This is a genomic window from Micromonospora sp. U56 (genome assembly GCF_018070095.1).
GTDB lineage: Bacteria > Actinomycetota > Actinomycetes > Mycobacteriales > Micromonosporaceae > Micromonospora > Micromonospora purpureochromogenes.
In genome coordinates this window covers 1-13,435 of record NZ_JAGPYL010000068.1, presented here as the reverse complement: position 1 = coordinate 13,435, position 13,435 = coordinate 1, and the positions used below count along the sequence as shown (strand labels likewise).

At 68.2% G+C, this 13,435-nt stretch carries 11 protein-coding genes and 2 pseudogenes; 12 read left to right on the top strand and 1 reads right to left on the bottom strand.

Translation table 11 applies throughout. The features are described 5' to 3' along the window. Positions 1-36: 36 nt before the first annotated feature. From KBX37_RS21580 to KBX37_RS21530, 12 genes and pseudogenes are all read left to right on the top strand, one after another. Entirely contained in the window at positions 37-2,163 is a 2,127-nt protein-coding gene (locus KBX37_RS21580; protein ID WP_210777736.1) for a hypothetical protein, read from the top strand. Positions 2,164-2,202: 39 nt separating this feature from the next. Beyond that, complete coding sequence (locus KBX37_RS21575) at positions 2,203-5,829, top strand: alpha-glucuronidase family glycosyl hydrolase (RefSeq protein WP_210777735.1); 3,627 nt, start codon at positions 2,203-2,205, stop codon at positions 5,827-5,829. An 89-nt stretch (positions 5,830-5,918) separates the two neighbouring features. Continuing rightward, positions 5,919-6,131, top strand: a complete 213-nt coding sequence (locus tag KBX37_RS21570; protein ID WP_210777734.1) for a hypothetical protein — start codon at positions 5,919-5,921, stop codon at positions 6,129-6,131. 98 nt (positions 6,132-6,229) lie between these two features. Next, positions 6,230-6,904: a hypothetical protein gene (locus tag KBX37_RS21565; protein WP_247658629.1), complete on the top strand. Its 675-nt coding sequence runs from the start codon at positions 6,230-6,232 to the stop codon at positions 6,902-6,904. Further along, positions 6,901-7,689, top strand: coding sequence for an SDR family NAD(P)-dependent oxidoreductase (locus KBX37_RS21560; protein WP_210777732.1), 789 nt, complete (start codon positions 6,901-6,903; stop codon positions 7,687-7,689). The genes KBX37_RS21565 and KBX37_RS21560 overlap by 4 nt, the downstream gene beginning before the upstream one ends. 54 nt (positions 7,690-7,743) lie before the next feature. Continuing rightward, a complete protein-coding gene (locus KBX37_RS21555) occupies positions 7,744-8,805 on the top strand; it encodes a zinc-binding dehydrogenase (protein ID WP_210777731.1) in 1,062 nt (353 codons plus the stop codon). Continuing rightward, positions 8,802-10,019 carry an L-rhamnonate dehydratase gene (gene rhmD, locus KBX37_RS21550; protein WP_210777730.1) on the top strand — a complete coding sequence of 406 codons (1,218 nt, stop codon included), beginning with the start codon at positions 8,802-8,804 and terminating at the stop codon, positions 10,017-10,019. The genes KBX37_RS21555 and rhmD overlap by 4 nt, the downstream gene beginning before the upstream one ends. 67 nt (positions 10,020-10,086) lie before the next feature. After that, positions 10,087-10,932 carry a fumarylacetoacetate hydrolase family protein gene (locus KBX37_RS21545; RefSeq protein WP_307849148.1) on the top strand — a complete coding sequence of 282 codons (846 nt, stop codon included), beginning with the start codon at positions 10,087-10,089 and terminating at the stop codon, positions 10,930-10,932. 24 nt (positions 10,933-10,956) lie between these two features. Next, positions 10,957-11,244, top strand: coding sequence for a transposase (locus tag KBX37_RS21540; RefSeq protein WP_210777728.1), 288 nt, complete (start codon positions 10,957-10,959; stop codon positions 11,242-11,244). 156 nt (positions 11,245-11,400) lie between these two features. Next, a pseudogene (locus tag KBX37_RS34660) lies at positions 11,401-11,574 on the top strand (DDE-type integrase/transposase/recombinase); the annotation flags it as partial. Positions 11,575-11,624: 50 nt separating this feature from the next. Then, a complete protein-coding gene (locus KBX37_RS21535; protein WP_210777727.1) occupies positions 11,625-13,025 on the top strand; it encodes an IS30 family transposase in 1,401 nt (466 codons plus the stop codon). Positions 13,026-13,038: 13 nt separating this feature from the next. Continuing rightward, positions 13,039-13,335: an integrase core domain-containing protein gene (locus KBX37_RS21530; RefSeq protein ID WP_210777726.1), complete on the top strand. Its 297-nt coding sequence runs from the start codon at positions 13,039-13,041 to the stop codon at positions 13,333-13,335. On the opposite strand, the pseudogene KBX37_RS21525 reads toward KBX37_RS21530, so the two are convergent. Next, positions 13,322-13,435: pseudogene (locus KBX37_RS21525) on the bottom strand (IS630 family transposase); the annotation flags it as partial. The gene KBX37_RS21530 and the pseudogene KBX37_RS21525 sit on opposite strands and share 14 nt — an antisense overlap.

Below are 13,435 nucleotides of genomic sequence, written 5' to 3'. Positions count from 1 at the left end.
CCTGCCCCCCTGTCTGGGCGCCCCATCTCCCGCGCCATGTTCCTGCGCGCCGGCGGTGCCGTCATCCTCGGCGCTGCCGTCCCCGCGGCCCTGGCCCGGGCGGCGGCTGCCGACGGGCCCAGCGACACCGTCCGCGTCGACCTCGGGCAGGTGCTGGGCGAGCCCACCTACGCGGCGACCGGCTTTCTGCACGGACTGAGCCAGGACGGCATTCAGCCGTCGGACGCGCTGCTGCGACCGCTGAAGCCGCAACTGTTCCGCGGCGCCGGCTCGGCGCTGCCCGGCGGCGGGTGGAGCGCCGGCGGCTACCAGGGGTACGCCCCACGCTGGGCGATGACCCGCGACATCTTCCAGCGGGTCGCCAGCGGACCCCTCAACGCCGAGTACTGCATCGTGCTCAGCGACCTGTGGGGTGCGGAGGGCGTCAGCCTCAAGCCCACCGACCCGTACCCGGGCGACGGCGGCGACTGGTCCAACTGGGAGGCGTTCCTCATCCAGGTGGTCAACGACGTCAAGGGCGCCGACATGCGGCCCAATCAGGTGCAGTACGAGATCTGGAACGAGCCGGACTTCGGCAACGTGTACTTCCCGCGGCCAAAGGCACAGTACGAGGAGATGTGGCGCCGCGGCGTGCGGAAGATCCGCGCGCTGGACCCCAAAGCCCGCATCGTCGGCCCCACCTTCACCCGGCTCACGGTCACCGACGAGTCCTGGCGGATGGACCGGTGGCTGGACATGGTCGTCGCTTCCGGCACCGCGCCGGACATCCTGAGCTGGCACGACCTCATCCCCGGCCGGGACCCGGTGAACCAGGCCGCTCTGGCCCGGACGCTGCTCGCCGAGCGCGGCCTCTCCGGGATGCCGCTGCAGATCAACGAGTATCCCTCCAGCGGTGGACTGGATCCGGGCTACAACACCTGGTACGTCGCGCGCCTCGAGCGCGCCCGCGTGGAGTACGCCGTGCTGGCCATCTACGGCTCCTGCTGCACCTTCCCGCAGCTTGACGGTCTGCTGACGCAGGAGGGTGACGAGCTGTTCCGCAACGGGCGCTGGTGGGCCTACCAGCGGTACGCCGCCATCACCGGAAACCTGGTGTCGACCCGGCCCGGCAGCGCGGTCGATGCGGTGGCCGGGATGGACCACGCGCGCGGGCAGGCCCGGATCGTCCTCGGCAACGAGCGCGGCGACGGCCGTGACCTCGGCACGGTGCGGCTCACCCTGGATGGCATCGCCGGGGCCCACCGCAGCCTGGTGAAGAACGGGCGGATCCGGGTGCGCGTGGAGCGGATCCCGGACCGGGCCAAGCTAACCGAGCCCGAGGTGGTGCGCGAGCAGCAGCTGAGCCCGGACCGGAACACCCTGGACGTGGACATCCCGTGGCACGACGCCAGCTCGGCCTACGTCGTTACCCTCGGCGAGCAGGACAGCGAACTGCCGCCGTACGTCATCGTGGACGCCACCCCCGCCGCGCCGGTGCTGCTGCCCGGCGAGCCCACCCCGGTGGTGTTCCGGCTGCGCAACTACACCGACGACCCGTTGACGCTGCGCCCGGTCCTGAGCGTGCCGGACGGCTACACCGCCGCTGCGCCAGCTGAGGTCACCGTCCCGGCCAACGGCGACGCGCAGCTGACGGTGACCCTCACCCGGACCACCACGGACCTCACCGCCACCGAGTCCCGGCTCATCGTCGGCGACCAGTCGCTGACCGTGCCGCTGCAACCCAGCGAGAACTGGGTGCGGATCGCGGCGATGGCCGCATCGAGTACCCACGCCCCGTCGTCACCGGCGAACCTCAACGACGGCGACACCGACCCGGAACGCTGGGGCGGTGGTGGCGCCGGCGGGTGGAACGACGCCACCGACGGCGCCTTCCCGGACTGGGTCACCGCGACCTGGTCCCACCCCGTCCGCATCTCCCGCGTCCGGGTGCACACCCTCGACTCGCGGGCGTACCCCGCGGCCCAGTGGGGGGTGCGCGACTTTGACGTGGTGGCCCGAGTCGACGGCGTAGGGCGCACCCTCGCCCAGGTCCGCGGCAACGTGGCGGGCGTGATCGAGAGCAGGTTCGACACCGTCGCCGCCGACCTGCTGGAGATCCGGGTGCTCGCCAGCAACAGCAACGACTACAGCCGGCTGATCGAGATCGAAGCGTTCACGGCATAGCCGCCGCCCCATTCCCGACCCCTTAGGAGGTTCCCGCCCATGGGCACCGCATTCACCCGCAGAAACTTCCTTCAGGTCGCCGGGGCGTCCGTCGGGGCCGCGGCTCTCGGCCTGTCGACCGCCCCGTCTGCCGCCTCGGCCGCCGCCCTGGCCGCCGAGCCCGCCGCCGAGGACGGGTACGAGATGTGGCTGCGCTACCGACCGGTGACCGACCCCGACCGGCTCGCCGACTACCAGGCCCGCCTCGGCGAACTGGCCGTCGCGGAGGCCGAGCCGGCCATCCGGTCCGCGGCCGGCGAGCTCGGCCACGCGTTGGGCATCCTGCTCGGCCGGCCGGTTCCGGTGCTTGCCCGGCCGTCGGGCCCGAGGTCGCTGGTCATCGGGACGTGGGCCGGCTCGCCGCTGGTCCGTGAGTTGGTCACGCGGGGCGACGTGGAACGGGTCGGCGCCGAGGGTTACCTGCTGCGTACCGTCCGCACTGCACAGGGCGAGCACGTCGTGGTCGCCGCCACCAGCGGCAAGGGCGTGCTGTACGGGGCGTTCGCGCTGCTGCGCCGGCTCCAGCGCAACCTCCCGATCGCCGGGATGGACATCAGGGAACGGCCGACGAATCCGCTTCGGCTGGTCAACCACTGGGACAACCTGAACGGGACGGTCGAGCGCGGCTACGCGGGCGGCTCCATCTTCCGCTGGCAGGAGCTGCCCGAGCTGCACCCCCGGTACACCGACTACGCCCGGGCGCTGGCCTCCCTCGGCATCAACGGGACGGTGGTGAACAACGTCAACGCCAACCCGCAGTTCCTGACCCCGCAGATGATTGCGCGGCTGGCCGCGCTCGCCGGGGCGTTGCGGCCCTGGGGGATCCGCTTCCACCTGTCGGCCAACTTCGCCAGCCCGTTGGCGCTGCGCGAGCTGGACACCGCCGATCCGCAGGACTCCCGGGTGCAGGACTGGTGGCGGCGTAAGGCGGACCAGATCTACGAAGCGATCCCGGACTTCGGTGGCTTCCTGGTGAAGGCCAACTCGGAAGGCCAGCCCGGGCCGACCGACTACGGCCGAACCCACGCCGACGGCGCCAATATGCTGGCCCGGGCCGTCGCCCCGCACGGTGGGATCGTCATGTGGCGCGCGTTCGTGTACGACAGCCGCGACGGCGACGTGTCGACCGACGCCTTCCACACGTTCAAGCCGCTCGACGGCGCCTTTGACGACAACGTGATCCTGCAGGCCAAGTACGGCCCGGTCGACTTCCACATCCGCGAACCGGTGCACCCGCTGTTCGGCGCGATGCGGGACACCAACATGATGATCGAGCTGCAGGTCACGCAGGAACACACCGGCCACGACAGCGACCTGTGCTACCTGCCGACGTGGTGGCGGCAGGTACTGGACTTCGACACGTACGCCGAGGGGCCCGGGACCACGGCCGCCCGCATCGTCGACGGGACTGCCTTCGGCTACTCGCGTTGCGGGGCCGCAGGCGTCATCAACTTCGGCGACGACCGCAACTGGACCGGCAGCCACCTCGCCGCCGCCAACACCCACGGCTACGGCCGGCTGCTGTGGAACCCGGCGCAGGCGCCGGCCGACCTGGCGCGTGAATGGGTCGAGCTGACCTTCGGGCCTGGCGCGGGCGTCACCGAGCCGTTGACCGAGATGTTGCTCGGCTCGTGGAAGACGTTCGAGGACTACACATCGCCGCTGGGCGTGGGCAACATGGTGGCGGCGGCCGGCGACCACTACGCCCCGGACCCCCGGGCGTCACAATCGGCGCACAAGTCCGACGAGCACGGCACCGGCTTCGACCGGACGGTGGCCACCGGCACCGGCTTCACCGGCCTGTACCACCAGCCGTGGCGGCGGACCTACGAGGATCTGTCAACCTGCCCGGACGAGCTGCTGCTGTTCATGCACCACGTCGACTACCAGCACCGGCTGAAGTCCGGACGGACGGTCATCGACCACATCTACGAATCGCACTTCAGGGGCCTCGAAGCGGTCCACCGGTACCGGGAAACCTGGCGCGGCCTCGAGTCGAAGGTGAACAGCCGGCGGTTCTCCGAGATCCTGGCTACCTTCGACCGCCATGTACTGCAGGCAACGGCTTGGCGGGACAGCATCGTCAGCTACTACTTCGGTCTGAGCCGGCTGCTGGCCAGCGAACGCCGATGGGTGCAGATTGAGAGCCCCCCGTCGGCCGGGCTGCTGCTCGGTGGGTGGCCGACCCGGGTGCCGATGACGGCGGGCAACGCGTCTCCGGACACGCTCGCCCTCACCGCGCGGGTCGACGTGCCGGACGGCTGGTCCGCCCGACCGGCGGGCACCGCCGTGCCCGCTCGGCAGTTCGCCAGCCTGGTCCCGACCGTGGTGCCACCGGTCGAGGGCCTAACTACCACCTTGCAGGTGGATGTCGACGCCAAGGGGTTGCCCGTCATCGGCGGCAGCGGGGTCCGCTTCGCCGTGGCGCCGGCACCCCCGCTGTGTCACTTGGCACTCGACGCCGGGCCGTCGGGCTCGCCCCGATTCGGTGGCTACGCACCCCTGTCGCCTGGGGATTCGTGGTCTGCCGAGCGCGGGTACGGGTGGGTCGGCGGCACCCCGCAGTCGCGGGACCGCGGCGGCCCGGACGACCTGCGCCGGGACTTCTGCAACGACGCGGTGGCGCGTACGCTGCGCATCGCGGTTCCGGCCGGCCGACACGACACGTACCTCCTGGTCGGCGACGCGGCCGCGGGCTCGGAACCGACGATCGTCCGCTCCGGCGGTGTCGAGCTCGGCCGCAGCAGCCGGCTCCGCGGCGGTGAGTTCCAGTGGATCCGGTTCCTCCTGGACGGCGGCGATGCGGGCCGTCCGGTCGATCTGGCCGTGTCGAGCGTGCCCGGAGCGCACTGGCACCTCAACGCCGTCGCGATCGTCGACGCAACCGCGGCTCCGCCCCCGGTCGTCGTCGGTGACGTGTCACCCGCGGCCATCCTGCTCCTGCCGGACACGCCTGCCGAGGTGACCTTCTGGCTCTACAACTTCACGGACACCGACGTAGCGGTCGAGCCGGTGCTCACGGTCCCACCGGGGTACTCAGCCGACCTGGCCGCGCCACGGTTGACCGTGCCTGCGTCCGGCGAGGCGGAGGTGACCGTCACGGTGACCCGAGAGCCGGGCACCAGCGTTGCGGGGTCGATGTCCTTCGCCCTGCAGGGGGACACCCGCCAGGTGTCCTTACGACCCACCGACAACTGGATGCGAATTGCGGCCATCTCCGCAGCGAGCACGAATGCCCCTTCGTCCGTCGAGACGCTCAACGATGGCGACACCAACTCGGACCGGTGGGGAGCCGGAGGTGCCAATGGCTGGAATGACGGGACGCCCTCGGTGTTCCCGGACGCGGTGACCGCCACCTGGAGTCACCCCGTACCGCTGTCGCGGGTAAAGGTCTACACGCTCGATTCAACCACGTATCCGGCGCGGGACTGGGGTGTTCGCGATTACGACCTCGAACTGCGCGTCGGGGGAGCGTGGACGGTCGTCGCCGAGGTCCGGGACAGCGTCCAGGGAGTGATCGAAAGCCGTTTCGCAACCAGCCGGGCAGACGCCCTTCGCATCACCGTCCACGACAGCAACGACCACGCCTACAGCCGTCTTATCGAAATCGAGGCCTACAGCGAGTGACTCGTCCGGGGCTGCCCAGCACCGATCCCCGCGGTCTGGGCAGCACCCGGCGAGAATTTGGAGTTGGGCCAGGTCAGCGCAGGGTTCCGGTGCTCGACTTCACCGGCCGGACGGTGGCCGGGATGAGCGTCGCCGTGCCGAGCATCCGCTTCGAGGAAGAACAAGGCGACCCGGCGCTCATGCTGCTCCGGGCAGCCGCCCGTGATCTTTCGGCGTTGCTCGGATACCGACCCGATGAGCCGACAGCGGACACCTTGCCCATGGGCGCTCCGGCAACCAACAACCTAGAGGGGGATCGATGACCCAGACATACCGGGTAACTGCCCTACCGGTAGGCCGAAGCGACATCCCCGGTCCCGAACTGTTCTGGATGGGGGGCTGGGATCGGTGGTTTCCACTGATGTTCCAGGTCGTACTCATCCAGGGTCGCGGCGTCACGGCGCTGATCAACACCGGGCCGGCCGAGGACCTCGAGCCGATGAACCGGCACTGGGCCCAGGTCCTGGGCGAGCGCGCCGTGATGCACCGCGAGCCCGGTGAGTTCGTCCTCGACCAGCTTGCTCGGCACGGAGTGGCGCCTGACGAGGTGACCCACGTGCTGCTCACCCCGCTGCAGTTATACACGGTGAGCAACGTGGCAGCGTTCCCGAACGCCCAGATCTGCCTCACCGAGCGGGGATGGGTGCACTTTCACACGACCCACCAGCACCCGCACGACAACCGCGCCACGTCCATCCCGGATGACGTGCTGGTACACCTGGTCACCACCGCGTGGCCCCGGGTACGGCTGCTCGCCGATCAGGATGAGATCGCGCCCGGGCTGCGTACCTGGTGGTGCGGCGTGCATCACCGGGCCTCCATGGTCGTTGAGGTAGACACGGCGGCTGGCGTGGTGTCGATCTCCGACGCCTACTTCCACCTTGCCAACGTCACGGAGAACCACCCCATCGGCATCAACGAGAGCATGGCCGAGGCCATCGCGACGTACGAGCGGGTTCGCAGCACTGCCGACCTCATCGTTCCGCTCTATGACCCGACTAACCTCGACCGTTTCCCTGGCGGGAGGATCGGATGACCACCCCGGGCACTCCCCAGGGCGCCCAGAAAGGCCGTGTCGTCCTCGTCACGGGTGCGGCCCGCGGAATCGGGCGGGCGACGGCGGCGCGGTTTGGCCGGGATGGCGCGCAGGTCGCCATCAACCACCCGCCCGGCGAACGTGAGCACGCGCAGGAGACCGCACGCCTGGTCGCTGCTGGCGGTGGAACGCCGTTCCTCGTCGAAGCCGACGTCGCCGACCCGGCTGCGGTCGAGCGGATGGCGGTTGAGATCGACCAGGGCCTCGGCCCGGTCGACGTACTCGTCAACAACGCCGGCATCTGTCCGTTTGCGAACTTCTACGACATCGACATCGACCTATGGGAGCGCGTGCACCAGGTTAACCTGCGCGGTGCCTTCCTGGTCGCCCAGGCCATTACCCGTGGGATGGTCGCCGCGGGCAAGGGTGGCCGGGTCATCTCCGTGTCATCCATCTCGGCCCACGTGGGCGGAGCGCAGCAGGTGCACTACTGCCCCACGAAGGCGGGCGTGAGCTCCCTGATGAAGTGCCTCGCCATCGTCCTGGGCCCAGCCGGTATCACCTGCAACGCCGTACTCCCCGGGGCCATCGCCACCGACATCAACGCCGAGGATCTGGCACGCCCAGGCAAGCGCCAGTACTTCGAAAGCCGGATTCCGATGGGACGGATCGGTCGCCCCGAGGACGTTGCCGGGGCGATCTGGCTGCTGTCCCAGCCTGAGGCGGACTACATCAACGGAGCGGAGCTGCTCGTCGACGGCGGATTCTTCGTCAACTTGCAATGACCGCCACAGCGAAGAGACCGGCAGGCCGGCGCCTGCCGGCAATGAGGAGGCATCATGCGCGCACTCGTGCTGCGTGACTTCTGGGACTTCACTGTCGAGGAGCGCCCAGACCCCGTCCCAGGACCCGGCGAGGTGCTGCTCCGGATCACCGCCACAGGAATCTGCGGATCCGACCTTCACGGATTCACCGGTGAGAACGGACGGCGCGTGCCTGGCCAGGTGATGGGACACGAGACCGTCGGCCGAGTGGTGGCGGTCGGACCAGATAGCGGTACGGCAACTCTGGTCCGAGGCCAGCTGGTCACCGTCAACCCGGTCCTGGCCTGCGGCACATGCCGGCACTGCGCCGCGGGGACGGAGCAGGCCTGCCGACAGCGGCGAGTGATCGGCGTGAGCGCCGAGATCTCCGCCGCATTCGCCGAGCTGATGACCGCACCGCTACGCAACGTCGTACTGCTGCCGGGATCGATGCCGGAGGAGTACGGCGCACTCGTAGAGCCTCTTGCGGTCGGATACCACGCTGCGCGCCGCGGTGGCTGTGTGGCCGACGACCGGGTACTGGTGATCGGGGGCGGGCCGATCGGTCAGGCTTGCGTACTAGCCGCACGCCGGATGGGGGCCACGAAGACGGTGGTCACCGAGCCGTCCGCACCGCGCCGAAAGCTGATCGCGAGCCTCGGCCTCGCCACGCTGGACCCGAGGTCGGACGACCTTGCCGACCAGGTAGCGACCATGCTCGACGGCCCCGCCACGCTCGTTCTCGATGCCGTCGGGACGACCGGCACCCTGGCCGACGCGTTCGCCTGCTCCGATCTAGGAGCACGGATCGTCCTGGTCGGGATGGCCAGTCCGCAGGTCGAGCTCGCGGCGTACCGGGTGAGCACCGATGAGCGCACGATCGTGGGCAGCTTCACGTACTCCGCCAGCGAGTTCCAAGAGACCGCTCGGTGGGTCGGCACCGCGCCGCCCGAGTTGTCCCGGTTGATCGAGGCGCGCACCAGCCTCGACGACGCGCCAGCAGCGTTCACCAGGCTGGCGCTGGGGGACAGCACCTTTAGCAAGATTTTGGTGTTCCCCGGCGGCCCGGCAGCACAAGCGCAGGGTGCACGGGAATGAGAACGGCGGCCCAGACTGGTGGCGCCGCGCGCGACCTGCCGACGATCCGCGCGGTCCGGGCATACACCGTTAGCGGCGGCGGCGCGGACTACCACGACCAGGCGGACGGCCACTGGATCGACGACCACATTGCGACGCCGATGGCGCGCTACCCCGCGTACCGGGCCAGCCGCAAGTCCTTCGGCATCGACGTGCTCGGCACTCTCGTCGTCGAGATCGAGGCAGCGGACGGCACCACCGGCTTCGCGGTCACCGTCGGCGGCGACCCCGGCGCATGGATCATCGAGCACCACCTTGCCCGGTTCCTCGAAGGGGCGAAGGTTACCGATCTCGCCCGGCTCTGGGACCAGATGTTCCTGGCGACCCTCGCGTACGGCCGCAAAGGCCTCGTCCTCAACGCGATCAGCGGCGTCGACCTGGCCCTGTGGGATCTGCTCGGCAAGGTACGCGAAGAGCCTGTCTGCGCTCTGCTCGGCGGACCCGTCCACGACGAACTCCAGTTCTACGCCACCGGACCGCGTCCCGACCTGGCACAGAAGATGGGCTTCATCGGCGGCAAGCTACCACTGCACCACGGGCCCGCGGAGGGAGCCGAGGGTCTCGAACGCAACATCGCAATGCTGCGGGAAATGCGACAGCAGGTCGGTGAGGGATTCTGGCTAGCGTACGACTGCTGGATGTCCTTGACCGTCGACTACGCCACCCGGCTCGCCCACGTGGGCGCGGAACACGGCCTGAAGTGGATCGAAGAACCGCTGCTTCCCGATGACTACTGGGGCTTGGCCGAGCTACGCCGCCGCCTTCCGCCAACCATGATGCTGGCCAGTGGCGAACACGAGGCCACCCGGTATGGCTTCCAACTGCTCTTGGACAACGGCTGCGATATCGTGCAGCCCGACGTCGGATGGTGCGGCGGCCTGACCGAGATGCTGCGGATCGCCGCGCTCGCCGAAACTCGGGGTCGCATGGTCGTCCCACATGGGTCCAGCGTGTACTCGTACCACTTCGTGATCACCCGACCGGACACCCCATTCGCCGAGTTCCTGATGATGCACCCGACAGCAAGCGAAGTGATACCGATGTTCTCGCCGCTGCTACTCGACGAGCCGGTGCCCGTCGCCGGACGACTGCCAGCCGCCGCACTCACCCCAAGGCCGGGATTCGGAGTGCGCCTGAACCCCGACCAGCCGCTTACCCGGCCGTACCCGCGTTAGCCGAGCCACGCCTAGGAGACACGCCGTGCAGATACAACGACGAGGACCATGCGGAGCGGAGCGGCCCGTGGTGATCGATGACAACGGGAAAACGTACGACCTGTCACCACTTGCCGACGACATCGACGGCTCGTTCCTGTCCGGCGGCGGCATCGCCCGCGTGCGTCACGCCCTCCGCGCCGGCGAACTCCTCGAGGTCGACGTCAGCTGTGAACGCATCGGGGCTCCAGTGGCGCGACCGGGCGCCGTGATATGCATCGGCCAGAACTACGCCGCTCACGCCGCGGAGTCCGGCGATGCTCCACCCGACCAGCCGATCGTCTTTTTCAAGCATCCCAACACTGTGGTTGGGCCATCCGACGACGTGAAGCTCCCCCCAGACAGCAAGACGACCGACTGGGAAGTGGAACTCGCGGTTGTCATCGGCGCCACCGCCCGATACCTGCCCAACATCAATGCAGCCAGGTCCTGCATTGCGGGATATACCATCTCCAACGACGTCTCCGAACGGACATTCCAGATCGACCGGTCGGGCGGCCAGTGGTCGAAGGGCAAATGCTGCGAGACCTTCAACCCGCTAGGTCCCTCGCTTATCCCGACCGAGGACATTCCCGACGTACAAGCGTTGAGATTGCGCTCCTGGGTTAACGACGAGCCACGACAGGACTCGACGTCAGCCGACATGATCTTCAGCGTCGCCGAGCTCGTACACCACCTGAGCCAGTTCATGGTGCTCGATCCTGGAGACGTCATCAACACCGGAACGCCGCAGGGAGTGGCGATGTCCGGCCTGTTCCCTTACCTCACGTACGGGGATGAGGTCCGGTTGAGTATCGACGGATTGGGAGAGCAGCGGCAGCGCATAATGGCCGCTGGGGTGCCCCGAGGATTCCGGACAGCGGATCTAATATGATCTTGGTCTGGGATGGAGATGGGTATGGCAAGGCAGAAGCGGACCTACTCGCAGGAGTACCGCGACGAGGCGGTGAAGATGGTGATCGAGACGTCGCGTCCGATCGCGGTCGTCGCGCGGGAACTCGGCCTGCTGGAAGGCACCCTCGGTAATTGGGTCAACGCGTATAGGAAGAGTCACCCTGTGGAAGAACAGCCCCTGGCGATGCCGGAGCGGGCGCGGTTGAAGGAACTCGAACGCGAGAACCGTGAGCTGCGTATGCAGAATGAGTTCCTGAAAAAAGGTGTGCCACGAACGCGGGAGGCTGCTTGAGGTAGTTGGTAGCTGAACGCGGTGCTGCATGGCAGATGAAGGACTAAGGACTTTGGCCCTTCGGAGCCGCCCTGCGGGGGGAGGCTTCAAACCGCCACATGCTGCGGGAGCGGTGACGCGACCGTGGTGAGCGACTGTGGAAAAGGCGTCCGTGAGGCGTCAGGTGGGGGGATGTACCTGGCCACGGTGATCGACTGCTACTCCAAGGCTGTCGTCGGGTGGGCCGTCGCGGATCACATGCGCACCGAACTCGTCACCGACGCGGTGAAGATGGCCGCGCGTAACATCACGATCCCGGAAGGTGCCATCTTTCATTCTGATCGCGGCAGCCAGGGCGGATTCAACCGGTCGTCGCAACACCTTGTCGGAGAGGTGGAGCGATGGGTATTGGGCCGAGGCAGAAGCGGGTTCGGGAGTATCGGGGTCAGATTCCTTCGCCGGGACGGCCGACGGTGGCGTGGCGTGAGGACCGGGTCAAGTTTTGGGCTGCGATCCGATCGGGTGTGATGACCGAGGATGCGGCCGCGGTGGCGGGTGTGTCGTCGCCTGTTGGGTTCCGGTGGTTCCGGCACGCTGGCGGCGTGAATCCTGCGTTGCCGCCGACGGTGTCGGGCCGCTATCTGTCGTTCAGCGAACGAGAGGACATCGCTTTGTCGCGGGCGCAAGGCATGGGCGTTCGGGAGATCGCACGTCGGCTCGGCCGGGACCCGTCGACGATCTCGCGGGAGTTGCGGCGCAACGCCTCGACCAGGACGTACCGGTTGGACTACAAGGCTTCGACCGCGCAGTGGCATGCAGAACGTCGAGCCCGCCGGCCGAAGACCGCGAAGCTGCTGGCCAATGAGCGGCTCCGAGAGTACGTCCAGCAACGGCTTGCCGGTGCGATCCTGACAGCGGACGGCCGGCCGGTCACCGGCCCGCAGGGCCCGCAGTGGAAGGGCCGGAACAAACCCCACCGGGCCGATCGGGCATGGACGACCGGGTGGAGCCCGGAGCAGATCTCCCGCCGGCTCAGGGTCGAGTTCCCGGAGGATGAGTCCATGCGCATCAGCCACGAGGCGATCTACCAGGCGCTCTATGTCCAGAGCCGTGGTGCCCTCAAGCGCGAACTCGTCACCTGCTTGCGGACCGGGCGGGCGCTTCGCGTTCCCCGAGCCCGCGCGAAACAACGCGCGTGGGCGCACGTCACCAGCGGCACGCTGATCAGTGAACGGCCCGCTGAAGTCGCCGACCGTGCCGTCCCCGGGCACTGGGAAGGTGATCTGATCATCGGTTTGCAGCGCTCCGCGATCGGGACACTGGTCGAGCGGACGACGAGGTTCACGATGCTGGTCCACCTGCCTCGTGAGGCCGGCTGGGGGGTGATCCCGCGGACGAAGAACGGCCCTGCCCTCGCCGGCTACGGGGCGATCACGATGAGCAAAGCCCTCGCCGAGACGATCACGACACTGCCCGAGCAGCTGCGCAGGTCGCTGACGTGGGACCGCGGCAAGGAGTTGTCCGCGCACGCACGCTTCACGGTCGAAACCGGCGTCCCGGTGTTCTTCGCCGACCCACACAGCCCCTGGCAACGCGGCACCAACGAGAACACCAACGGGCTGCTGCGGCAGTACTTCCCGAAAGGCACCGACCTATCCAGATGGAGCGCCGACGAGATCAACGCCGTCGCCCACGCCCTCAACAGCCGACCCCGGAAAACCCTCGACTGGAAGACTCCAGCCGAAGCCCTCGACGAACACCTACGATCGCTCCAACAACCCGGTGTTGCAACCACCGGTTGAATCCGCCCAGTACATGTCGCACGAGTACCGTAAGGAACTGCGCGCAGTAGGGCTACGCTCATCGGTCGGTCGCACCGGAGTCTGCTGGGACAACGCGCTCGCCGAGTCGTTCAACGCGAGTCTGAAGAATGAGATGTTCAACCGTACGGCGTTCCCGACGAAGAGTCTTGCCCGAGACGCTATTGCACGCTACATCGAACTGTACTATAATCGCCAAAGGATCCATCCGGCGCTCGGTTACCAGACGCCATTCGAGGTCCTCAGTGGACGAACGGACTACACACTAGTGTTCCGTCTCAGTTTTGACTAGCCACTTGCTGGAGGGCGACTCGTCCACGTCGGACCTTGGCCAGGATCGATTCGGCTGTGGCGGTCCACACGAACGGCTTCGGGTCGTCGTTGTGCACGCG